The organism is Leifsonia sp. P73 (assembly GCF_051059105.1).
Lineage (GTDB): Bacteria > Actinomycetota > Actinomycetes > Actinomycetales > Microbacteriaceae > Leifsonia.
The window spans coordinates 3,407,248-3,429,601 of record NZ_CP194931.1; the positions used below are offsets into that span (position 1 = coordinate 3,407,248).

20 protein-coding genes and 2 pseudogenes are annotated in these 22,354 nt (G+C 72.5%); 12 read left to right on the top strand and 10 right to left on the bottom strand.

The genetic code is table 11. From position 1 onward, the window contains the following. Window position 1: 1 nt before the first annotated feature. Window positions 2–670: a metal-dependent transcriptional regulator gene (locus ACQ86L_RS17650; protein ID WP_434316570.1), complete on the bottom strand. Its 669-nt coding sequence runs from the start codon at window positions 668–670 to the stop codon at window positions 2–4. Between the two features lie 10 nt (window positions 671–680). Continuing rightward, window positions 681–1,712, bottom strand: coding sequence for an acyltransferase family protein (locus ACQ86L_RS17655; protein ID WP_434316571.1), 1,032 nt, complete (start codon window positions 1,710–1,712; stop codon window positions 681–683). 87 nt (window positions 1,713–1,799) lie between these two features. Between ACQ86L_RS17655 and ACQ86L_RS17660 the strand changes: the two genes are divergently transcribed. The 5 genes from ACQ86L_RS17660 (at window position 1,800) to ACQ86L_RS17680 (ending at window position 6,399) form a co-directional block, all read left to right on the top strand. Next, window positions 1,800–3,164 carry a cystathionine beta-synthase gene (locus ACQ86L_RS17660; RefSeq protein WP_434316572.1) on the top strand — a complete coding sequence of 455 codons (1,365 nt, stop codon included), beginning with the start codon at window positions 1,800–1,802 and terminating at the stop codon, window positions 3,162–3,164. Window positions 3,165–3,202: 38 nt separating this feature from the next. Then, window positions 3,203–4,348 carry a cystathionine gamma-synthase gene (locus ACQ86L_RS17665; protein WP_434316573.1) on the top strand — a complete coding sequence of 382 codons (1,146 nt, stop codon included), beginning with the start codon at window positions 3,203–3,205 and terminating at the stop codon, window positions 4,346–4,348. Window positions 4,349–4,359: 11 nt separating this feature from the next. Beyond that, the gene (locus ACQ86L_RS17670; protein ID WP_434316574.1) at window positions 4,360–4,875 is read left to right on the top strand and encodes a GNAT family N-acetyltransferase; all 516 of its coding nucleotides are present in this window, start codon (window positions 4,360–4,362) and stop codon (window positions 4,873–4,875) included. Between the two features lie 83 nt (window positions 4,876–4,958). Continuing rightward, entirely contained in the window at window positions 4,959–6,011 is a 1,053-nt protein-coding gene (locus ACQ86L_RS17675; protein ID WP_434316575.1) for a carboxylate-amine ligase, read from the top strand. 118 nt (window positions 6,012–6,129) lie between these two features. After that, window positions 6,130–6,399 carry a hypothetical protein gene (locus ACQ86L_RS17680; protein ID WP_185278434.1) on the top strand — a complete coding sequence of 90 codons (270 nt, stop codon included), beginning with the start codon at window positions 6,130–6,132 and terminating at the stop codon, window positions 6,397–6,399. Between the two features lie 4 nt (window positions 6,400–6,403). Here ACQ86L_RS17680 and ACQ86L_RS17685 read toward each other — a convergent pair whose 3' ends face one another. The 3 genes from ACQ86L_RS17685 to ACQ86L_RS17695 all read right to left on the bottom strand — a co-directional run bounded on the left by ACQ86L_RS17685 (window position 6,404) and on the right by ACQ86L_RS17695 (window position 8,477). Next, entirely contained in the window at window positions 6,404–7,864 is a 1,461-nt protein-coding gene (locus ACQ86L_RS17685; RefSeq protein ID WP_434316576.1) for a DUF1254 domain-containing protein, read from the bottom strand. 80 nt (window positions 7,865–7,944) lie between these two features. After that, on the bottom strand, window positions 7,945–8,151 hold the full coding sequence (locus ACQ86L_RS17690; protein ID WP_179607925.1) for a hypothetical protein: 207 nt from the start codon (window positions 8,149–8,151) through the stop codon (window positions 7,945–7,947). Between the two features lie 164 nt (window positions 8,152–8,315). Continuing rightward, window positions 8,316–8,477: a hypothetical protein gene (locus ACQ86L_RS17695; protein ID WP_434316577.1), complete on the bottom strand. Its 162-nt coding sequence runs from the start codon at window positions 8,475–8,477 to the stop codon at window positions 8,316–8,318. A 105-nt stretch (window positions 8,478–8,582) separates the two neighbouring features. On the opposite strand from ACQ86L_RS17695, the gene ACQ86L_RS17700 reads away from it, so the two are divergent. Beyond that, the gene (locus ACQ86L_RS17700) at window positions 8,583–9,551 is read left to right on the top strand and encodes an aldo/keto reductase (protein ID WP_434316578.1); all 969 of its coding nucleotides are present in this window, start codon (window positions 8,583–8,585) and stop codon (window positions 9,549–9,551) included. Between the two features lie 69 nt (window positions 9,552–9,620). On the opposite strand, the gene trxA is transcribed toward ACQ86L_RS17700, so the two are convergent. After that, a complete protein-coding gene (trxA, locus tag ACQ86L_RS17705) occupies window positions 9,621–10,004 on the bottom strand; it encodes a thioredoxin (protein WP_434316579.1) in 384 nt (127 codons plus the stop codon). 97 nt (window positions 10,005–10,101) lie between these two features. On the opposite strand from trxA, the gene ACQ86L_RS17710 reads away from it, so the two are divergent. The 4 genes from ACQ86L_RS17710 (at window position 10,102) to ACQ86L_RS17725 (ending at window position 14,653) form a co-directional block, all read left to right on the top strand. Further along, window positions 10,102–10,710, top strand: coding sequence for a glyoxalase (locus ACQ86L_RS17710; protein WP_434316580.1), 609 nt, complete (start codon window positions 10,102–10,104; stop codon window positions 10,708–10,710). Between the two features lie 112 nt (window positions 10,711–10,822). Further along, entirely contained in the window at window positions 10,823–12,127 is a 1,305-nt protein-coding gene (locus tag ACQ86L_RS17715) for an APC family permease (protein WP_434316581.1), read from the top strand. A gap of 106 nt (window positions 12,128–12,233) precedes the next feature. Further along, window positions 12,234–13,271: a LacI family DNA-binding transcriptional regulator gene (locus tag ACQ86L_RS17720; RefSeq protein ID WP_434318919.1), complete on the top strand. Its 1,038-nt coding sequence runs from the start codon at window positions 12,234–12,236 to the stop codon at window positions 13,269–13,271. Next, window positions 13,268–14,653: an MFS transporter gene (locus ACQ86L_RS17725; RefSeq protein WP_434316582.1), complete on the top strand. Its 1,386-nt coding sequence runs from the start codon at window positions 13,268–13,270 to the stop codon at window positions 14,651–14,653. The genes ACQ86L_RS17720 and ACQ86L_RS17725 overlap by 4 nt, the downstream gene beginning before the upstream one ends. Window positions 14,654–14,737: 84 nt before the next feature. Here the strand turns inward: ACQ86L_RS17725 and ACQ86L_RS17730 are convergent, their stop codons facing one another. Then, on the bottom strand, window positions 14,738–16,024 hold the full coding sequence (locus ACQ86L_RS17730) for an MFS transporter (RefSeq protein WP_434316583.1): 1,287 nt from the start codon (window positions 16,022–16,024) through the stop codon (window positions 14,738–14,740). A 97-nt stretch (window positions 16,025–16,121) separates the two neighbouring features. Here ACQ86L_RS17730 and ACQ86L_RS17735 point away from each other — a divergent pair. Beyond that, window positions 16,122–17,212, top strand: a pseudogene (locus ACQ86L_RS17735) (glycerate kinase). Between the two features lie 140 nt (window positions 17,213–17,352). On the opposite strand, the pseudogene xylB reads toward ACQ86L_RS17735, so the two are convergent. From xylB to ACQ86L_RS17750, 3 genes and pseudogenes are all read right to left on the bottom strand, one after another. Continuing rightward, window positions 17,353–18,779, bottom strand: a pseudogene (gene xylB / locus ACQ86L_RS17740) (xylulokinase). Window positions 18,780–18,884: 105 nt separating this feature from the next. Then, window positions 18,885–20,078 (bottom strand): xylose isomerase, encoded by a 1,194-nt coding sequence (gene xylA / locus ACQ86L_RS17745; protein ID WP_345837066.1) that lies wholly within the window; start codon window positions 20,076–20,078, stop codon window positions 18,885–18,887. A 94-nt stretch (window positions 20,079–20,172) separates the two neighbouring features. Beyond that, the gene (locus ACQ86L_RS17750; RefSeq protein WP_434316584.1) at window positions 20,173–21,138 is read right to left on the bottom strand and encodes an acetylxylan esterase; all 966 of its coding nucleotides are present in this window, start codon (window positions 21,136–21,138) and stop codon (window positions 20,173–20,175) included. A gap of 75 nt (window positions 21,139–21,213) precedes the next feature. On the opposite strand from ACQ86L_RS17750, the gene ACQ86L_RS17755 reads away from it, so the two are divergent. Beyond that, complete coding sequence (locus ACQ86L_RS17755; RefSeq protein WP_434316585.1) at window positions 21,214–22,233, top strand: LacI family DNA-binding transcriptional regulator; 1,020 nt, start codon at window positions 21,214–21,216, stop codon at window positions 22,231–22,233. The last annotated feature ends 121 nt before the right edge of the window (window positions 22,234–22,354 follow it).

Here is a 22,354-nt window from a genome sequence, read left to right on the forward strand (position 1 = left end):
GTCAGGCTCCGGCGACCCAGACGGCCGCGGCGGCCGTCGCGCCGAGGACGATCGCGGCGTCCCCGAGGTGCACCGTCACGTCGCCCGCGAAGGCGCGGTGCTCGTCCACGGTCAGCTCGGCGTCCAGGCCGACGCCGCGCTCGCCGAGGTAGCGGAGGACGGCGGGGTCCGCGTCCGAGATGCGCGCGACGGTGAGCGGGACCCCCGTGGGCGCGGCCAGCAGCGGGACGGCGTCCGGCCGCCGCGGCGTGCCGTCCGCGGTCGGGATGGGGTCGCCGTGCGGGTCACGGGCCGGGAAGCCGAGCCGGCGGTCGATGCGGGCGACCAGCTCGTCCGAGACGGCGTGCTCCAGCACCTCGGCCTCGTCGTGCACCTCGTCCCAGCCATAGCCGAGCTCCTCGACCAGGAAGGTCTCGATCAGCCGGTGCCTGCGCACCATCGCGACCGCTCCGCGGCGGCCGTCGTCGGTGAGCTCGATCGCGCCGTACGGCTCGTGCACGACCAGGCCCTGGTCGGCGAGCCGGCGGATGCCGTCGGACACCGTCGCGGCACGCACGCCCATCCGCTCCGAGAGCTGCTTGACGGTGATGGGGTCGCCGGACCACTCGGTCGCCGACCAGATCAGCTTCAGGTAGTCCTGAGCGACGGGGGAGAGATCGGACACGGGCATGGAGGAAAGTCTAGGCGGCGGCCCAGCCCCGGCCGAGGCGCGGTGAGGCGGCCAGGGCGATCAGCCATTCCATCGGGCCGCGACGCCATCGGCGCCGGATCAGCCAGGCGGCGAGGAGCGAGCCGACGCTCAACGCGAAGAGGATCGACCATTTGTCGTCCGACATCCCGGTCAGTCGTGTCCACAGGCCGAGCGCAGCGATGTGGGCGAGGTAGAACGTCAAGGTCATGCTGCCCAGCGCGGTCACGGGTGTCAGGGCGCGGATGACGGGCGTCGAGGCCAGGCCGCAGCAGACGGTGATGGCGAGGCAGGCCAGACCGAGGCCTTTCAGGAGCTCAGGGGCCGAGCCGCTGTGCGGTTCGAGCGTCCCGAGGGTCATGGTCGAGGCGGCGATGGCGGCGCAGAGGAGAACCACGCCGGTCGACCCGAGTGCGAGGAGGCGACGTCGGCCGGTGAGCGCGACCCTGGAGATCGCCAGTCCGGCCAACGCCCAGACGAGGAGGGTGCTCACTCGATAGCCGTAGTCCGTGGCGAAGAAGCCCACCAGGGTCTGGGCCAGATCGAGACCCCACGTGTCCGCGAGCGCGGCCTCCCTGACGAGCGCGGCCCGGAGGGTGGTGGCGGGTCCGATAGCGAGCGCACTCAGGACGAGACAGGCCCCTGACAGGAGAACCAGCCAGCGCGTGCGCAGGGAGAGGGCGGGAACGAGGAGAAGCGTGACCGCGCCGAGGTAGTGGACGATCGGAATGACCATCGCCCCTGCCAGACCGGCCAGCAATCCGAGCACGACCAAGAGAACACCGCGGATCGAGAAGGCGCGTCGCACTGCGGTCCTCATCCCGCCCGGTGCTTCCAGAGCGCGCCGCGTCGCCAGGTCGGCGGAGACGCCGAGCAGCACGGTGAACAGTGGTGTGGTCGCGTGATCCGCGATGGCGAGCCAGCGGAGTGTGGGCGGGCTGCCCGGTCCGATCGGGGCCGTGTGTGCGACGAACACGCCGAGAAGGGCGAAGCCGCGTGCCAGATCCACGCCAGTGATACGCATGATTTCAGACTAGCCGGTCGAGAACGGGCGCGAAGGAGCGGGGTAATACACCGGCAGCCCCGCAACCGCCCTGTTACGGTGGACCGCGTGAAGTACGCAGAGACCATCATCGACTTGGTCGGCGACACTCCGCTCGTGAAGCTCAACAGGCTGACCGACGGAATCGCGGCGACGGTGCTCGTCAAACTCGAGTACCTGAACCCCGGAGGTTCGTCGAAGGACCGCATCGCCTCCCGCATCCTCGACGCGGCGGAGGCCGAGGGGCTGCTGACGCCCGGCGGGACCATCGTGGAGCCGACGAGCGGCAACACCGGCGTGGGCCTCGCGCTCGTCGCCCAGCAGCGCGGCTACCGCTGCGTGTTCGTGCTGCCCGACAAGGTGGGCGAGGACAAGCGCAACGTGCTCACCGCCTACGGCGCGGAGATCGTGGTGACGCCGACCTCCGTGGCTCCGGAGGACCCCGACTCCTACTACTCGGTCTCCGACCGGCTGGCGAGGGAGATCCCCGGGGCGTTCAAGCCCAACCAGTACTTCAACCCGAACGGGCCGCGCAGCCACTACGAGACCACCGGTCCGGAGATCTGGCGCGACACCGACGGCCGCATCACCCACCTGGTGGCGGGCGTCGGCACCGGCGGCACCATCACGGGGACCGGCCGCTACCTCAAGGAGGTCTCCGAGGGGCGCGTCCGCATCGTGGGCGCCGACCCGGAGGGCTCGGTCTACTCCGGCGGCACCGGCCGGCCGTATCTCGTGGAGGGCGTGGGCGAGGACTTCTGGCCCGGCGCCTACGACCCCAGCGTGGTGGACGAGGTCATCCCGGTCAGCGACGCCGAGTCGTTCCACATGACCAGGCGGCTCGCACGCGAGGAGGGCATCCTCGTCGGCGGCTCCAGCGGCATGGCCGTGGTGGCGGCGCTGCGGGCCGCGAAGGACCTGACCGCGGACGACATCGTCGTGGTCATCCTCCCCGACGGCGGCCGCGGCTACCTGGCGAAGATCTTCAACGACAAGTGGATGCGCTCCTACGGCTTCAGCGAGGTGCCCGACGAGGCGACCGTGCACGACGTCATCCGCACCAAGCGCGGGGACCTGCCGGACCTCGTGCACGCGCACCCGTCCGACACCGTGCACGACGCCATCGAGATCATGAACACGTACGGCGTCTCGCAGCTCCCCGTGCTGACGGCGGAGCCGCCGGTCGTCATGGGCGAGGTCGCCGGGGCGCTCGACGAGCGCTCGCTGGTCGACGCCGTGTTCGGCGGCCGTGCCAGGATGAGCGACCCGGTCGGGGCGCACCTGGGCGAGCCGCTGCCGCTGATCGGCGTCAACGAGCCGGTCACCGCGGCGCGGGCGGCGCTCGCCGTCGCGAACGCGCTGCTGGTCACGGAGGACGGCAAGCCCGTCGCCGTGCTCACCCGGCAGGACCTCCTCACCTACCTGAGCGAATAGCTCGCACCTCAGACCACCGCATCGAAGTAAGGATCCCGATGACCCACGGTTTCGCCACCCGCGCCATCCACGTCGGCCAGGAGTTCGACCCGACCACGGGCGCGATCATCCCGCCGATCTACCAGACCTCGACGTTCGTGCAGGACGGCGTCGGCGGCCTCCGCGGCGGCTACGAGTACGGGCGCGCGGGCAACCCGACGCGCACCTCGCTGGAGTCGCTGCTGGCCTCGCTGGAGGGCGGCGTGAGCGCGCTGTCGTTCGCCTCCGGCCTGGCGGCGGAGGACGCGCTGCTGCGCGCCGTGCTGCGCCCGGGCGACCACGTCGTGCTCGGCAACGACGTCTACGGCGGCACCCACCGGCTCATCAACCGCATCCACGGGGCCTGGGACGTGCGCAACACGACCGTCGACCTCGGCGACCTGGACGCGGTCCGCGCCGCGCTCGCGACCGATGGCACTCGCGTGCTGTGGATCGAGACCCCGAGCAACCCGCTGATGAAGGTCAGCGACCTCGCCGCACTGGTCGAGCTCGGTCACGCCGCGGGGGCGCTGGTCGTCGTGGACAACACGTTCGCGTCGCCCGCCCTCCAGCAGCCGCTGTCGTTCGGCGCCGACGTGGTGGTGCACTCCACCACCAAGTACCTCGGCGGGCACTCCGACGTGATCGGCGGCGCGCTGGTGTTCGCGGACGCCGAGCTCGCCGAGAAGGCGCAGTTCATCCAGTTCGCAGCGGGAGCGGTGTCGGCGCCGATGGACGCGTGGCTGACGGTCCGCGGCATCAAGACGCTCGACGTGCGGATGAAGCGGCACAGCGAGAACGCGCAGGCGATCGCGGAGGCGCTGGTCGGCCGTCCCGGGATCGACGCGGTGTACTACCCGGGCCTCCCGGACCACCCCGGCCACGACCTCGCCGCCCGGCAGATGAGCGGCTTCGGCGGGATGCTGTCGGTCGCGCTGAGCGGCGGAGCGGCGGCAGCGCGGCGGTTCGCGGAGTCGACCGAGGTGTTCCAGCTCGCGGAGTCGCTCGGCGGGGTGGAGTCGCTGATCGGCTACCCGTCGGAGATGACGCACGCGTCGGTGCGCGGCACCGAGCTGGAGGTCCCGGACAACGTCATCCGGCTGTCGGTCGGGATCGAGGACGTCGCCGACCTGCTCGCCGACGTCGAGCAGGCACTGGCCCGCTAGCCGACAAGGCCATGACCTCCATCCGCCCGGCGCGCCCCGCCGACGCCGACGCCGTGCTGCGCCTGTTCGACGACGCGATCGCCTGGTTCGTCACCATCGGGAACACCGGTCAGTGGGGCACGCAGCCGTTCTCGGAGCGGCCGGAGCAGGTGACCCGCGTGCAGGGCTGGGTCGCCGAGCCTGGCACGTGGATCGCCGAGCACCCGGAGGCGGGCGTCGTGGGCTTCCTCGCGCTCGGGGCGGCGACCGAGTACGTCCCGGCCGCAACCGAGCCGGAGCTGTACGTGCGCGTCCTGATCGGCTCCCGCGACCCGCGCGCCAAAGGAACCGGCCGGCGGCTGCTGGACTTCGCCCACCAGGAGGCGCTCGCCGCGGGCGTCGGGAAACTGCGGGTCGACTGCTACGCGGGCGGGTCCGGCGACCTGGTGCGCTGGTACGAGTCGTGCGGGTACACGCGCACCGACCCGTTCCTGGTCGGGGACTGGCCGGGGCAGGTGCTGGAGCGACGGGTCGCCCTCCCGGTCTGAGCCGCGCTGGGCGGATTCACGGGATTCGGGGTATTGCTCCCTGAGGACCCCTCACCGATAGTGGTTCCGTGAGGACTTTCGGGGTGGAGGAAGAGCTCCTCCTGGTCGATGAACGCGGGATCGCGACTCCGGTCGCCCCGTACGCGCTGGCGGACGCTCCCGCCGGGACCGAGCTCCGGCTCGGCGCCGAGATCCAGCAGGAGATGATCGAGACCCAGACGCTCCCGCGGCTGACCACGCACGACCTGTACGCGGACATCGTGGAGGGTCGCACGCTCGCCGACACGCTCGCCCGCCGGCACGGCGCCAGGGCCGTGGCGGTCGCGATGTCGCCGCTGCCGCTGCGCCCGCACGCCACACCGGGCCCGCGCTACGACCAGATGATGGCCAGGTACGGGCTCACCGCGAAGGGCACGTTGGTGTGCGGCTGCCATGTGCACGTCGTGATCCACTCCCGCGAGGAGGGCGTCGCCGTCCTCGACCGCATCCGCACCTGGCTGCCGGCGCTGCTGGCGCTCACGGCCAACTCGCCGTTCGTCGGCGGCGTCGACACCGGGCACGCCAGCTACCGGTTCGTGGCCTGGCACCAGTGGCAGAGCGCGGGGCCGACCGACGTGTTCGGGTCGGTGGAGGCCTACGACCGGTTCGAGCGGTTGCTCGTGGAGACCGGGGTCATCCTCGACAAGGCGATGCTCTACCTGGACGCGCGGGTCTCGCACAAGCAGCCGACCGTGGAGATCCGGGTCGCCGACGTCTGCCTCGACGCGCGCGACACGGTCGTGCTGGCCGCGCTGGTGCGCGCCCTCGTCGACACAGCCGTCGGCGAGTGGCGCTCGGGCGTCGCGCCGCTCGCGACGCCCTCCGCCGCCCTGCGACTGGCCGAGTGGCAGGCGGCGCTGACCGGGGTCGGCGGCAAACTGCCGCATCCCGTGACCGGCCGCGAGGGGACGGCGGTCGCGGCCCTCGATGCCCTGCTCACGCACACGGCGCGCGCGCTGGACAGCTACGGCGACCTGGAGCTGGTGCGCAGCGGGGTGGACCGGATCCTGCGCAGCGGGGAGGCGCCGGCCGTCAGCGGAACGCCCTCGCCCGGCGCGGACGGATGCGTGACGTCGTCGCCGAGGCGGTCGCGGTGACCCACGACGAGAGCGTCGAGGGCGACGGACGCTTCGTGGCGTAGCAGTCCCTTCCGCCGGAGGCTCGACGCGCTTACGCTTCGGACATGGGATGGAGGGCCAGGACGTGGAGGCGGACATGACCGGGAAGGAACTGGCCCACCAGCACGCCGTCTACACCTACGGCACGCTCCCGCTCACCCTCATGTACAGCCCGACCGCGACGGCGGCGTGGGAGGTGTACTTCGGCGGCGACTACCTCGGTCTGGTCGAGGAGTCGCACATCCCAGGCGACCCGTGGCCGTCGTTCGTGGCGCGGCCGCCCGGCGAGGAGGAGACCGGCGACGGCATCCCGGCGCGGGACTGGCGGGTGGCGGTGGAGCTGCTGGCGGCGCGGGCGGGGCTGTGAGCGTCTAGGCGATCGGCTCGGTCACGCGATCGAGCTCCGGGAGGCGCCAGCTGCCGTCGAACCACGGCGCGAGCGGCCCGTAGAGGCGGAACATCGGGAACCACGACTTGCCCGGCACGGTCCCCACCCAGTTCGACTCGCGCCCCGCCGGCGCGTGCGGACCGAACCAGAGCAGGAACGAGCCGTCATGCTCCTGCTGGAGCGTGCCCGCGAGACTGGACAGCGCCGGGTACGGATTGTCCGGGAGCTGGAGCAGCGAACGCGTCTGCGTGTCGTAGAGGTCGATCGACCAGAAGTTCTTCGCGGGCGGGTCCGCCGGGATGCGGAGGGTGTAGGTCGCCGCGCCGTCGAGCGTGCGTCCGTCGCCGTCCTCCGCGGTGTACGCGTACGCCGAGCCCGCGCCGACCTGGGCGTGCGCCATCGCCGGAGTGATCACCGTCGCGAAGTAGTGGAACTGCGTCCGCGCGTCCAGGAGCCGCACACCGTCGCGGAGGAACTCGGAGCTGCCGCCGACGAAGGCGTTCTTCCACGACCTCCCCTCCCAGAAGAACGCGGCGGGGTCGCGCGGGGCGAACACGATGGCGCGCGAGATCGCCGCCCCCAGCCGCGCCCCGGCGTCCAACAGGCGCGCGCGGTGCTCGTCCGGGGCGAACGGCCTCCCGCGCAGCAGGCCGAGCGCGGCGAAGATCCCCGCGCGCTCCGGGTCTAGCGCCTCGGGCGGCTCCTCCTGGATGAGCTGGTCGATCTCCCGGAAGAAGTCGAGGTCGTTCGAGTGCACCGAGTTCTGCGGCACGTCCGCGATGTTCACGAAGGTGTTCTCGCGCGGCGAGCCCGCCTCGGAGAGCGGGTAGATGCGCGTCGTCTTCATCGTGGGCACGCCGCCGAGCGTCCGCAGCACCACCCAGTTCGTGAACGTGGCCGGCCGCGACACGAAGTAGCCCTCCGGCACGTCGCCGTCGTACCCGGGCGGCAGGAACAGATACGAACCGCCCTCGCCCCGATCCGGTCCGGGGATGCCCATGTCCGTGACGTAGCGGAACCAGAAGTCGTCGATGACGCACAGCGACTGCGGCGGCGCCTCGATCACCGTCGGCCCCCAGGCCCGGAGGTCGAGGAAAGTGGTCCCGTACGTCGTCTCCGTGTTGGGCGTGAGGTAGTAGCCGCCGGAGTTCGCGCGCGGATCGGTGTACCCGATGATGTCCGGCGAGGTGACGCCCGCGCTGCGCAGGCCGGCGCGCACCGCCACGAGCGACGCGCCGGGGATCCCGACCAGGAACGCCTCCGCCGCGCGCATGACGTCGAGCGCGTCGTAGATCGCCGCGACCGACCCGCTGCGCGGCACGCCGTCGACGAACCCGAACGTCCCGAAGGCCGTCGCCAGCTCGTCGGGCGTGGAGATGCGCTCCAGCGCCTCCCGCATCTGCTCCGGGGTGAAGCCCGCTCCCGGCACTCCCTCGATCGGCATGACACGTCCTCCCCGTGGCCGGTCGGTCCGGCCGATGGCGGGAAAATAACGTGGAACGCGAGAGGGCGTCTAGACGCGGGTCAGAACGCGAATTGCGCCCACTCGGCCCGGTCGAGGCTCACGCGCTCGCCATGCCGTTCCACCACCCAATGCGAGGGCGTCCCCGCCAGATACGTGCAGAGCACGGTCTCGCTGCTCCAGCCGTCCGCGGACCGGATCCATCTCACCAGATGGATGTCCTGGCCCGGTTTCGGCGCATTCCCGATCGGCGTCTCGTAGGTCGTCACGCTGCACCCCTCCCCAGTTGTGCAGCCGGTCCTTCCCCGGTGAAGGCGCGACGAGGCCGCCCCTCCGCCAGCTCGGGACTGGCTCCTGGACCACACCCTAGTGGGGTACAAGCCCGGGGGACAAGAGGGGCAGGGTGAACGGGAGGGGACAGCTCGTGGTCGGTTCAGATCCCGGGGTCGTCCTCGTCGTCCGCGGCCGCGTCGTCCTCGGGCTCGAACACGCCGTCGGCGTCGTACGGGCCGCCGCCTTCGCCCTCGGCCAGGGCGTCGACATCGATGGGCTCACCGGAGGGGGTCTCCGGCCAGTTCTCTCTCTCATCACTCATGCCGTGATGGTAGGCCGATCGGGGGCACAGGCAGTACCTCCCTTCCCGGCGGCCTCCCGCGTAGCGTCGACCCTGAGAGTCGAAACGGAAGAGGAGAACGACACTATGGAGTACACCCGACTGGGGTCGACCGGCCTGACGGTCAGCCGCCTCGCACTGGGCTGCATGAGCTTCGGCGACAGGTCGCGCGGTTTCAACGAGTGGGCGCTGGACGACGAGGGCGCCGCGCCGATCTTCCGGCAGGCGGTGGAGGCCGGCATCACCTTCTGGGACACCGCCAACGTCTACGGCTTCGGCAGCTCGGAGGAGATCGTCGGCCGCGCCATCCGCGAGTACACCAAGCGCGAGGACATCGTGCTGGCGACCAAGCTGAACTTCCGGATGCACGACGGCCCCGGCGGCTCCGGCCTCTCGCGCCGCGCGATCCTGGAGCAGATCGACGCGTCGCTGCAGCGGCTCGGCACCGACTTCGTCGACCTCTACCAGATCCACCGCTTCGACTCGCTGACCCCGGTGGAGGAGACGATGGAGGCGCTGCACGACGTGGTCAAGGCGGGCAAGGCCCGCTACATCGGCGCCTCCTCGATGTGGGCGTGGCAGTTCGCCAAACTGCAGCACGCGGCCGACCTCGGCGGCTGGAACCGGTTCGTGACCATGCAGGACCAGTACAGCCTGATGATGCGCGAGGAGGAGCGCGAGATGTTCCCGCTGCTGGCGGACCAGGGCGTCGGCAGCCTCCCGTGGAGCCCGCTCGCGAAGGGCCGGCTCACGCGGCCGTGGGGCGAGCAGACGCTGCGCGGCGAGACCGACCCGCTGCAGGCGCGGTACTCCGAGGAGCACGACAAGCCGATCGCGGAGGCCGTGCAGCGCGTGGCGGAGGCGCGCGGTGTCCCGATGGCGCAGGTCGCCCTCGCCTGGGTGCTGCGCAACCCGGTCGTGGACGCCCCGATCGTCGGCTCGACGAAGCCGAATCACCTGCCGGACGCGGTGGCCGCGCTGCACCTGGAGCTGACGGAGGAGGAGGTGCGCGCGCTCGAAGCCCCCTACACCGTCACCATGCCCACCGGCTTCTAGCCGCCGAGACGTGGGTAATCGCGGGAACCCGGTGGTGGATTCCCGCGATTAGTCACGTTTCGGTTGGCGTCAGGCCTCGGGGCCGGGCTCGGCGGTCTGGGCCTCGGCGATCGACGCGCGGACGGCGTCCATGTCGAGCGCCTTGACCTGGGTGATCAGGTCCTGGAACGTCGGCGCGGGCAGCGCACCCGGCTGCGAGAAGACCAGGATGCCGTCCCGGAACGCCATCAGCGTCGGGATGGAGGTGATGCCGGCCGAGGCGGCGAGCGCCTGCTCGGCCTCCGTGTCGACCTTGCCGAACACGACATCGGTGTGCTCCTGCGACGCCTTCTCGAAGACCGGGCCGAACATGCGGCACGGGCCGCACCATTCCGCCCAGAAGTCGACGAAGACGATGTCGTTCTCGGTGATCTGGGACTCGATGTTCTGAGCGGTGAGCTCGACGGTAGCCATGGTGAGTGCAACGGTACGCCGGCCTCCGTCATTCCCTGCCGGCCATCGAGCAGGAATGGAGAAGCGCCCCGCTGCGCCGGCTCGTAGCGTGATCTCCATGACCTCCATCGACCACATCACCCTCGAAGTGGCGGACCCCTCCGCCGCCGAGCAGTTCTACGACGCCGCCTTCGGGCTCGGCGACCGGGTGCGCGTGCGCGCGTCCGACACGGCCTCCACCGGTTTCCGCGGCTACACGATGTCCATCACGGTCGCGCAGCCGGCCGACGTGAACGCCTACGTGGAGTCCGCGCTCGCCGCGGGCGCGACCACGATCAAGCCGGTCACCAAGACGTTCTGGGGCGTCGGCGGCACCGTGCAGGCGCCGGACGGCGCGATCTGGAAGATCGCGACCTCCGAGAAGAAGGACTCCGGCCCGGCCAAGCGCGAGCCCGAGTCGGTCGTGCTGCTGCTCGGCGTCGACGACGTGAGCGCGAGCAAGCAGTTCTACGCGGCTCGCGGCCTCCCGGTCGGCAAGAGCTTCGGCTCCTACGTGCAGTTCGACCTGAAGGACAGCCCGGTGCAGCTCGGCCTCTACAAGCGGCGCGCGCTGGCCAAGGACGCGGGCGTCCCGGAGGAGGGATCCGGCTCGCACCGGATCGTCATCGGCGGCGACAGCGCGGCGACCGACCCGGACGGCTTCGCGTGGGAGGCCGCGGCGGGCTGATCGGCGCGGCGCGAAGTGTCGCCGAAAGACCCTCGGCGCGATTGGCCGCCGATCGCCGCGACGTGGCCGCGGATGAACGGCGGATGTCGGTGGTCCGCGGCAGGATGGTCCGGTGACCGATAGCGCTCCCTCCGCCACACGCGTGCCCACGGCGGAGCCCGTCGAGCACCGCGGGCACCTCGGCGTCGCCGGCGGAACGGCGCTCTACGTCGCGGCCGTCCTCGGCACGGGCATCCTCGTCCTCCCCGCGCTCGCCGCCGCCGCGGCGGGGCCGGGCGCCATCCTCGCGGTCGCCGCCCTCGCGCTGATCTCCGTGCCGCTGGCCGCGACGTTCGCCGCGCTGGCCCGTCGCCACCCGGACGCCGGCGGTGTCGCGACGTTCGCCCGCCGCGCCTTCGGCCCGACCTCCGCGAGGATCGTCAGCTACTGGTTCTTCTTCGGCACCCCGATCGGCGCGCCCATCGCCGCCCTGATGACCGCACGCTACGTCGTGGCGGTGATCGGCGGCGATGCTGTGCAGACCGTCGTCATCGCGATCGCCCTGATGGTCGTGCCCGTCGCGGTGACGGCGTTCGGCGTCCGGTTCGCCGCGTCCGTCCAGCTCGTGCTCTCCGGCGCGCTCATCGCCGTGCTCGTGTTCGTCCTCGCCGCCGCGGCTCCGCACGCGCGCGCCGACAATCTCCAGCCGCTGCTCCCGCACGGCTGGTCGGGGGTCGGGCTCGCGATGAGCCTCTACATCTGGGCCTTCGCCGGGTGGGAGGCCGTCGCCGGCATCGGCGGCGAGTTCCGCAACCCGCGGCGCGACATCCCGCGCGCGACCGCCCTGGCACTGGTGATCGTGTCGGTCGCCTACCTCGCGATCCAGACGGTCACCGTGGCGGTCTTGGGCGGCCACGCCGCCACGTCGGTCGTCCCGCTGCTCGACCTCGTCTCGGTCGCGACCGGCTCCGGCGGCGGCGTGGTCGTCGCGGTCATCGCCGCGATCGTCGTCACGGGCGTCTTCAACGCCTACCTCGCGGCCTTCAGCAAGCTGGGCGCGGCGATGGGCCGCGACGGCGACCTCCCGGCCTGGTTCGGCCGCGGCGCCGAGAACGGCGCCGTCGCGCGGCGCGGGCTGCTGTTGTCGGCGGTGGTCATGGCGCTGTACTCGGTGGTGGTGCTGGCCAGCGGCGACCTCCAGCCGTTCATCCTCGTGCACACCAGCATCGCGGCGGCGGTCTACGGCCTGGGCGTCGCGAGCGCGATCGTCCTGCTGCCGACCCGCTCGCCGGGGTGGTGGATGGCCGTGCTGTCGGTCGTGTTCGCGGCGGGGCTGCTGGTGCTGGCCGGCTGGCACCTGGTCTTCCCGGCCGGGATCGCGGTGATCGCGGTGCTGGTGGGGGTCGTCGCGCGGCGGAGGACGCGCCGCCGAGCGTGAGCCGGGTGTGGTGGTGACGCTCGGCTCCCCGGTGTCGCAGGTGATCGACGCGACCGCGGTCCGCGCGGGCGCGCCGCAGCGCAGCGGCATCCCGGATAATGGGGCCGTGCCCCACGATCCTGCGGTCCGCGCCGCGAGCATCCGCGACGTCGCGCTGCTCGCCGGTGTCTCGCACCAGACGGTGTCCCGGGTCATCAACGACCACCCGAGCATCCGGGACTCCACCCGGCAGCGCGTCCTCGACGCGATGGAGCAGCTCCAGTACCGCCCCAACCGTGCGGCGCGGGCGCTCGTCACCGCGCGGTCGCGGACACTCGGTGTCCTCTCCACCACCGCGGCCGCCCTGTACGGGCCGGTGTCGAGCATCAACGCCGTCCAGGGCGCCGCCCGCGACGCCGGGTACTACCTCGCGGTCGCCCAGATCCCCGAGCTGACCGACGTGGGGATCGCCGCGGCGCTCGACCACCTGCTGGCGCAGGCGGTGGAGGGCATCATCGTCATCGCGCCGCAGGACCTGGTGCTGGAGCACATCTCGGGCGCTCGCATCGGCGTTCCCTACGTCACGCTCCAGGGCGGGTCGGAGTACGTCGAGCGCGAGCTGACGGTCGACCAGGAGGCCGGGGCCCGCGGCGCGACCGCGCACCTGATCGGGCTCGGCCACCGCCGCATCCTCCACCTCACCGGTCCGCTCGGATGGTTCGAGGCGCAGGCGCGCGTCGCCGGCTACACCCACGAGCTGGAGGCCGCGGGCCTGGCGGTGCCGGCGCTGCTGGAGGGCGACTGGTCCGCCGAATCCGGGTATCGTGCAGCGCAGTCCTTCGTGCGCGATCCCGACGCCACCGCGGTGTTCGCGTCGAACGACCAGATGGCGCTCGGGGTGTACCACGCCGCCCGTGAGGCCGGCCGGCGCATCCCGGAGGACCTGAGCGTCGTCGGCTTCGACGACATCCCGGAGGCGGCGCACTTCTGGCCGCCGCTGACCACCGTCCTGCAGGACTTCACCGAGCTCGGCCGCCGCAGCGTGGAACGCCTGGTCGCCGAGATCGAGGGCGGCGAGGTGCCGGGGCCGGCGAGCCTGCTGCCGGAGCTGATCGTCCGCGCGTCGACGGCGGCTCCCGGGAGCGCCGGGAGGCCGGGCGGATGAGCACCGACGAACGCCACCGCGCCACGGCCGGACGCCTCGCCAAGCCGGAGGGAGTGCTCGCGCCGCGCTACCGCTGGGTGAGCATCGGCATGTGCCTGCTCGTCACGCTGGCGGCCTTCGAGGCGCTCGCGGTGACGACGATCATGCCGACGGTCAGCCACCAGCTCCACGGCGCCGGGCTGTACGCGTTCGCGTTCGCCGGGCCGCTCGCCGTGGGCGTGGTCGGTATGGTCGTCGCGGGGACCTGGTGCGACCGCGGCAACCCGCGCACCGTCCTGTTCGCGTCGGTCGGGCTGTTCGCGGCCGGCCTCATCCTGGCCGGCCTCGCGCCGACGATGGGACTGTTCGTCACCGGACGCCTCGTGCACGGACTCGGCGGCGGGGCGCTCACCGTGGCGCTCTACGTGATCGTCGCGCGCGTGTACCCGCCGAGGTTGCACGCCCGCATCTTCGCCGGATTCGCCGCCGCGTGGGTCATCCCGTCGCTGATCGGCCCGGTGATCGCGGGCGCCGTCGCGGAGACGGTCGGCTGGAGGTGGGTGTTCCTCGGCGTCGTGGCCCTGGTCGTCCTCGCGATGCTGATGGTCGTGCCCGCGATGCGCGGCCTGCACGCGCCCGACCAGCGACCGGAGGGCGGCCGGCGCGAGCTGGCGCGCGCGGGGCTGGCCACGCTCGTGGCGGTCGCCGTCCTCGCGCTCACGCTCGCCGCGGAGGCGCGCGGACCCGTCCAGTGGCTGGTCCCGGTGTTCGCGGCGGCGGGTGCGGTCGCCGCGCTGCGGCCACTGATCCCGGCGGGCACGCTGCTCGCACGCCGCGGCCTCCCGAGCGTGGTCCTGCTGCGCGCGATCGTCGCGGGGACGTTCTTCTCGGCGGAGGTCTACGTCCCGCTCCTGATGGTGACGCAGTACGGGGCGTCCCCGGCCGTCGCTGGCCTCGCGCTCACCGCCGCGGGCCTCAGCTGGGCGGCGGCCTCCTGGGCGCAGGGCCGGTTCCCGGCGATCGGGCACCGCCTCGCGGCGCGCCTCGGCGCCCTCGGCCTGACCATCGCGATCGCGTCGCTGCTGGTGACCGCGCTGACCGGCGCCTCCCCGGTGCTCGTGGTCGTCGGCTGGGCGTTCGCCGGCGGCGGGATGGGCATCCTTTACCCGCGCCTCGGCGTCCTCACCCTGGAGTACTCGACCCCTGCCGACCAGGGCTTCAACAGTTCGGCCCTGTCGATCGCGGACTCCACCGGCTCGGCCATCGCCCTCGCCACGACGGCGATCGCGTTCTCGGCCCTCGGCGGCGCGTCGTCGCCGGCCGCGTTCGCCGGGGTGTTCGCCGTGAACGGCGTGCTGTGCCTGGCCGCGTGGGTGTGCGGCGGACGGATCGTCCGCCGCTGACCCGCCCCGCGCCGACCAGGGGTCGCAACACGCCGTCACGCGCCGGTCGTGGCGGCGTGTTGCGACCCCTGTGAATGCGGTCGTTCACGGAGTGGTGGGAGCTGCCTCCGCGTCGCCCGCCGCGGCCTCCCCGCGGAGCCCCGCCGAGTCCGACGGGTCGTCCTGCCGCCGGCTCGCCAGCAGGAACGGGATCCCGATCAGCTCGATCGCCCCGCCGATGACAAGCGAGGTCCCGTACCCCCACAGGTCGGCCGCGCGCCCGAGCGCCGGCTGGATGACCACGCCACCGAGGCTCCCGAACAGCGAGTCGAACGACAGCACCGTCGCGCGCTGCTTCGACGGGATCATGTCGTTCAGGTACGCCTGCCGCACCGGGCCCGCCACCGCGAAGACGAAGCCCCAGATCACCAGCAGCACCACCGCGAACCAGAAGAACGCCGTCAGGCCCATCGCCACCAGGATGACGATGCTGCACAGCGAGGCGCCGATGATCGTCGTCGTCCGCTTGGCGAACAGGCGCCGGAGCCGCGGCGCCAGGATGCCGCCCGCCACCTGCGCGAGCGACAGGATGGCCGCCGCGAGCCCGGCGACCGAGTACGCCTTCGGGTCGCCGTACAGTTCGAGCAGGTACGGCTGGAGGGCGTAGAACGCGTAGATTCCGACCCCGGACGCGAACGGCGCCGACAGGATGATGTAGCGCACCGAGCGCTTCCGCATCCCGTGCTCGATCGACTGGGTGAGGATGTTCCTGGTCGCCTTGAGCGGGCCCATCGACTTGTCGGGGGTGAAGCCGACGTCGCGCATCGCGATGAACGCGAAGACGAACATCAGCACGAGCACAGCGGCCCGCAGCAGGAACGGCACGCCGAGGTTGGTCACCTGCGCGATCACCCCGCCCAGCACCGACCCGGCGAACATCGCCACCCCGGTGACGACGAGCCCCCTCCCGAACACCGTCTCGAGGCTGCCGGTGTATCCGGTCGCCGCGAGCGCATCCACCAGCCACGCGTCGACCGCGCCGGAGAAGAAGGTGAAGCCGAGCCCGAGCAGCATGGACGCCAGGGCCCACCAGACGAACGGCGCATGCCACAGCCAGAGCAGCCAGTAGAAGGCCGTCGACAGCGACAGGGTGATCGTGCCGAGCAGGTAGGAGGCGCGGCGCCCGATGGTGTCGGCGACGACCCCGGTGGGGATCTCGAAGATGACCATCCCGGCCGTGAAGAACGCGTTCGCGGCGAACGCCTCGAAGTTGGTCAGCCCGGCGTCCAGCAGGAACAGGGTGTTGATGCCCCAGATGAACGACGCTGCCAGGGTGTTGCCGAGGAGCAGGGTGAGATAGACGGCCTGGACCCGGCCGGGTGACGGGTTCATGGCCGGGGACCGGATGGTGCGTTCATGGGCAGCATCATCGTCCTCTCGGTGCCGGGATGCCAGAGGCTGTCGGCCGAACTGTGCCAGGGTGGTGCTGATGAGCACCGTCGTCTTCGCCCCCGACTCCTTCAAGGGCTCCGCGACCGCGGCGGAGGTGGCGTCGGCGCTCGCCACAGGATGGTCGTCGGTGCGTCCGGGCGACCGCGTCGTCCTCGCGCCGATGGCGGACGGCGGCGAGGGCACACTCGACGCGTTCGAGGTGGCCGTGCCCGGTTCCACTCGCCGGCCCGTGCGCGTGACCGGACCGGACGGCGCCCCGCGGGACGCGAGCTGGCTCCTGCTGCCGGACGGGACCGCCGTCGTCGAGCTGGCGGAGACCAGCGGGATCGGGCTGATGCCGTCGCTCGCGCCCTTCGACGCCCAGACCACCGGTTTCGGCCAGGCGATCGCGGCCGCGCTGGACGCGGGCGCGACGGGGCTGCTGCTCGCGATCGGCGGCAGCGCCTCCACGGACGGGGGAGCCGGGATGCTGACGGCACTCGGTGCGCGGCTGCTCGATGCGGCCGGGGGTGCCGTCGTCCCGGGGAATCGCGGCCTGGCGAGCCTCGACCGTGTCGAGCTCGGCCTGCGCGCGCTTCCCCGGGAGGGGCGCGCATCCTGAGCGACGTGACCAGCCCGCTGCTCGGACCGGTCGGCGCGGCCGCGGTGTTCGGGCCGCAGAAGGGCGCGGGTCGGGCGGATGTGCCCGTGCTGGAGGCCGGTCTCGCGCGGTTCGCGGACGTGCTGCGGGAGGCCGGGGTCGCGGTCGACCCGGCGACGCCCGGCGCCGGCGCGGCGGGCGGGACCGGTTTCGGCCTGCTCGTCTGGGGCGCGACGATCGCGCCGGGGTCGGCGGCGGTGGGGGAGGCGCTCGGGCTGCCGGGGATCGTGGCCGGTGCGGATGCCGTCGTCACGGGCGAAGGCCGGTACGACGACCAGTCGGCGGCGGGCAAGGTCCCCGAGTACGTGGCGGGGCTGGCTCGCGCTGCTGGGATCCCGGCGCTGCTGGCGGCCGGCTCGATCGCGGCGGAGCCACGCGGCTTCGCGGGCGCGGCGTCGCTCACCGAGCTCGCGGGCGACTCCGCGGCCGCCATTGCGGACCCGCTCCGCTGGGCCGCGGCCGCCGGCGCCGAGCTCGCCCGCCGCTGAGCCGCCACCGGAGGAGAACGGCCCGCGACCTCGCCTCCACAACAGTCAACGGAGCAGATCGGGGCAGCCAGCCTCCCCATCTCCTCCGCTGACTGCTTTGGGGATGGGTTGGGCCCGGATGTCCTCCGTTAGCGGCAGGCCTACCGGAGGTACTGCCCGCGCTGCTCCCGGATCACGGGGCGCGTGTCGACCGCCAGCGGCGGCGCAGACTCCACGGTCCACGACGGGCGCTCGCCCGTCAGCGCCCACGCCGCCTGCACGGCTCCGCCGTCGGCGACGTACTCGCCCGGCGCCGGCACGACGACCGGTGCGTCGAACACCTGCGCCGCGATGGCCGCGACGGCGGGGTTCTGCGCTGCCCCGCCGATCAGCAGGATGCGCTTCTCCCGCACCCCGACCGCTCGCACGGCGTCGAGTCCGTCGGCGAGGCCGCACAGCATCCCCTCGATGGCCGCTCGCGCGAACGTCGCCGGGCGCGTGCTCGCGATGGTGAGCCCGTGGAGGCTCGCCTTCGCGTCCGGGAGGTTCGGCGTCCGCTCGCCCTCGAAGTACGGGACGAGGACGACGCCCTCCGCGCCGGGCTCGACCGAGAGGGCGAGGTCGGCGAGGGCGTCGAAGTCCACCGAGAGCAGGTCGGCGATCGAGCTCAGGACGCGGGCCGCGTTGAGCGTCGCGATGAGGGGAGGCTGAGGCCGCTCGCGTCGGCGAATCCGGCGACGGTCCCGGTCGCGTCCGCGACGGGGGCGTCGGTGACGGCGAAGACGGTGCCGCTGGTGCCGATGGACACGACGACGTCGCCGTCCGCGGCGCCCAGGCCGAGCGCCGCGCCCGCGTTGTCGCCGGCGCCGGGGCCGACGAGGACGCCGTCCGTGGTGCGGCCGGCGGACTCCGCCGGGCCGAGAACGCGGGGCAGGATGACACCCGCGCCCGTCCCACCGGCCTCCCGCCCCGCACGCCCCAGCGCCCGCTCGAACAGCTCGAAGTCGTACGCCCCGGTCCCCGCGCTCCAGTACGCCGTCCCGCTCGCATCGGACCGGTCCGTCGTCAGGGCCTCCAGGTCCGGTCCCAACGGGCTCTCGTCCGCCGGGCCGTAGCCGAGCAGCCGCCAGGTCAGCCAGTCGTGGGGGAGCGCGACCGCCGCCACCCGGGCCGCGTTGGCGGGCTCCGCGTCGCGCAGCCAGCGCAGCTTGGTCGCCGTGAAGGAGGCTACCGGCACCACCCCGACCCGCGCGGCGTACGCCTCCGCGCCGACCTCGTCGATCAGGTCACGCGCCGCCTGAGCGCTGCGGGTGTCGTTCCAGAGCAGGGCGTCGCGGATGACGCGGCCCTCCGAGTCGAGCACGACCATGCCGTGCTGCTGGCCCGCGATGGAGATCGCGGCCACGTCGGCGAGGCCGCCCGCCGCGTCCAGCGCCGAGCGCAGCGCGCTCCACCACGCGGCCGGGTCGACCTCCGTGCCCTCAGGGTGCGCGGCCCGGCCGGTGCGCACCAGCGCGCCCGTCTCCAGATCGCGCACGACCACCTTGCAGCTCTGCGTCGACGAGTCGACTCCCGCGACCAACGTCACGAACTCACCTCACTTCTCAAGAATCAGGCACCGAGGGGCACGTCGTTGTCACTTTCCACGCGGAAAAGCGACAACGACGTGCCCCTCGGCATCAAACGGGTGGCGTCAGCCGCGGGCTCCGATGAGGTGCTCCAGCGCGAGCTGCTGGAGGCGGACGAAGCCGAAGCCCTTGGCGCCGAAGTAGGCGCTCGGGTCGAAGTCCTCGTACGCGCTGCGGTCGGCGAGCAGGTCGTCGTAGCTCTCGCCCGCGCCGAGCGTCGGCTGGGACAGCTCGGTCACGCGGGAAGCCTCCAGCGCCGCCTGCACCTCGGGGTCGGCGCGGAACGCGGCCGCCCGCTCCTTCAGCAGCAGGTAGGTGCGCATGTTCGCCGCAGCCGAGTCCCACACGCCGGTGATGTCCTCGGTGCGCGACGGCTTGTAGTCGAAGTGGCGCGGGCCGTCGTACGCCTGCCCGCCGTTCGGGCCGCCGTTCTCCAGCAGGTCCACGAGGGCGAAGGCGTTCTGGAGGTCGCCGTGGCCGAACACGAGGTCCTGGTCGTACTTGATGCCGCGCTGGCCGTTGAGGTCGATGTGGTAGAGCTTGCCGTGGTACAGCGCCTGGGCGATGCCGGCGGCGAAGTTCAGTCCGGCCATCTGCTCGTGGCCGACCTCGGGGTTGAGGCCGACGAGCTCCGGGCGCTCCAGCGAGTTGATGAACGCGAGGGCGTGGCCCACGGTCGGCAGCAGGATGTCGCCGCGCGGCTCGTTCGGCTTCGGCTCGATCGCGAAGCGGATGTCGTAGCCCTTGTCGGTGACGTAGTCGCCGAGCAGGTTGACGGCCTCCCGGTAGCGCTCGAGCGCGGCCTGGATGTTCTTGGCCGAGTCGTACTCGGCGCCCTCGCGGCCGCCCCACATCACGAACGTCTTCGCGCCGAGCTCGGCGGCGAGGTCGAGGTTGCGGAGCACCTTGCGCAGCGCGAAGCGGCGGACGGCGCGGTCGTTGGAGGTGAAGCCGCCGTCCTTGAAGACGGGCGCGCTGAACAGGTTGGTGGTGACCATCGGCACGATCACGCCGGTGTCGGCGAGCACCTGCTTGAGGCGGTCGATCTGCTTCTGGCGCTCGGCGTCGGTCGAGCCGAAGGCGAACAGGTCGTCGTCGTGGAAGGTGAGGCCGTAGGCGCCGAGCTCGCTGAGCTTGGTCACCGCCTCCACCACGTCGAGCTGGGGCCGGGTCGGGCCGCCGAACGGGTCGGTGCCGTTGTAGCCGATGGTCCACAGACCGAACGAGAACTTGTCGGCGCGGGTGGGGGTGAGGCTCATGGAAGGTTCCTTCAGCGTCGTCGGTGATTTGTTGTTTCGATAAACTTATACCAGCCCCGACGCCCGAGCGCCACTCCGCGGACCGTCGAGTCGCTCAGATCCGCGACGCCAGCCACGCCGCCTGCTTGTGCCAGTGCGCCGCCTGCCCGCCCTCGTGGTCGTTGAACGGGTACACCTCGATCGCCCGGTCCTCCGCCGCCAGGTGGTTGTAGGCCGCGAAGGTCGTGGACGGCGGCACCACCGTGTCCATCAGCGCCACCGAGAACAGCGACGGCGCGTGGATGCGGCGGGCGAAGTTCACGCCGTCGAGGTAGGACAGCGTGCGGAAGGCCGTGTCGACCTCGTCGCGGTGGACGGACAGGTAGGTGGCCAGCTCTTGGAACGGTCCGCCGACCGCGACCTCCGCGCCGCGGCGGTACGCGCACAGGAACGCGACGTCCGGCAGCACCGCCTGCACGTCCGCCAGGGCGCCCGCGGCGAGGGCGATCCCGCCGCCCTGGCTGCCGCCGGTCACGGCGATCCGTGCCGGCTCCACGAACGGCAGCGCTCGCGCCGCGTCGACCGCGCGCACCGCGTCGGTGAACACGCGGCGGTAGTAGTGCTCGCGGGGGTCGTGGATGCCGCGCGTCATGAAGCCGGGGGTCGCCGGCCCCGAGCCGTGCGGGTCGGCGGTGCCGCCTCCCGTGCCCCAGCCGCTGCCCTGGCCGCGGGTGTCCATGAACACGTGCACGTAGCCCGCGAGTGCCCAGTCGACGTTCTCGCCGGCGAGGCCGCGGCCGCCGCCGTAGCCCTGGTACTGCACGACCGCGGGGAGCGGGCCGTCCGCGTGCAGCGGGCGCGAGACCCAGGCGCGCACGGGCTCGCCGCCGAACCCGGGGAAGGTCAGGTCCTCCACGATGAGCTGCGTGACGGGAGTCGTCGCGGGCGCGAGCAGCACCTCGCCGCCTGCCGCGCGCGACTCCGTGAGCGTCGCCTCCCAGAAGGCGTCGAAGTCGGCGGGCTCCTCGACCTCCGGGCGGAAGTCGGCCAGTTCGGCGAGCGTGAGGTCGGTGAGCGGCATGGTTCTCCTCGGGAGGGCGGAAACGTTTCGGGGAACGGCGCGAAAGCCTGGCCGACATTGTGGCACAGTGTCTCCATGTCTCAACCGACCGCGCCGAGCCGTCCGACGCTGGAGGCGATCGCGCAGCGGGCGGCGGTGTCGCTGTCCACGGTGTCGAAGGTCCTGAACGGCCGGCCGGGGGTCTCCGCGCCCACCCGGGCGCGGGTCGAGAAGCTGCTGCACGACTCGGGCTACGCGCGCCGCGGCCCGGAGCCGGAGCGTGGCGGGCTGGTCGAGCTGGTGGTCGCCGACCTGCTGAGCGAGTGGTCGGTGGAGATCATCCGCGGCGTCGAGCGGATCGCGCGCGAGGCCGGCTTCGTGCTCGCGCTCTCGGCGCTCGGCGACCATCTCGAGCCGGGGCGCGACTGGATCACCGGCGTGCTCAGCCGGAAGCCGGTCGCGGTGATCCTGCAGTTCTCGAACCTGACGGCCGAGCACCGGCAGCAGCTGCGCACCCGGAACATCCCGTTCGTGGTCGTGGACCCGGCGGGTGATCCGCCGCCGGACGTCCCCGCGATCGGCGCGACCAACTGGGCGGGCGGTGTCGCCGCGACCCGGCACCTGCTCGGGCTCGGCCACACCCGGATCGCGGTGGTCTCCGGGCCGCCCGACCTGGAGTGCTCGCGCGCCCGCGTCGCCGGATACCAGTCGGCGCTGGCGGAGGCCGGCCTCCCGTTCGACTCGCGGCTGGCGGGCGTCGGCGACTTCCGCCGCGAGGACGGCGAGCGCGAGGCGCGCCGCCTGCTCGACCGGGCCGACCGCCCCACCGCGATCGTCTGCGGCAACGACCTGCAGGCGCTCGGGGCGATGGACGCGGCGTTCGCGCTGGGGCTGGACGTGCCGGGCGATGTCTCGATCGTCGGCTTCGACGACGTCGCGCCGGCCTCCTGGGCGCGGCCGGCCCTCACGACGGTCCGCCAGCCGCTGCAGGAGATGGCGGAGGTCGCGACGCGCACCGCGCTGCGCCTGCGTGCCGGGGCCGTCGAGAACACCCGGCTGGAGCTCGCGACCTCGCTCGTCGTGCGCGACTCCACCGCGGCGCCGGCCGCGCACTGACCTGTCGGAGACACGAAAGTTTTCCAAGCTCGGCGAGAAACTTGCGCGGTGAAAATCCCGTTGGTTAGCGTCCACCAGGACGAATGCGAAGGAGCGGGACGGATGACTTCAGCGGCACGCG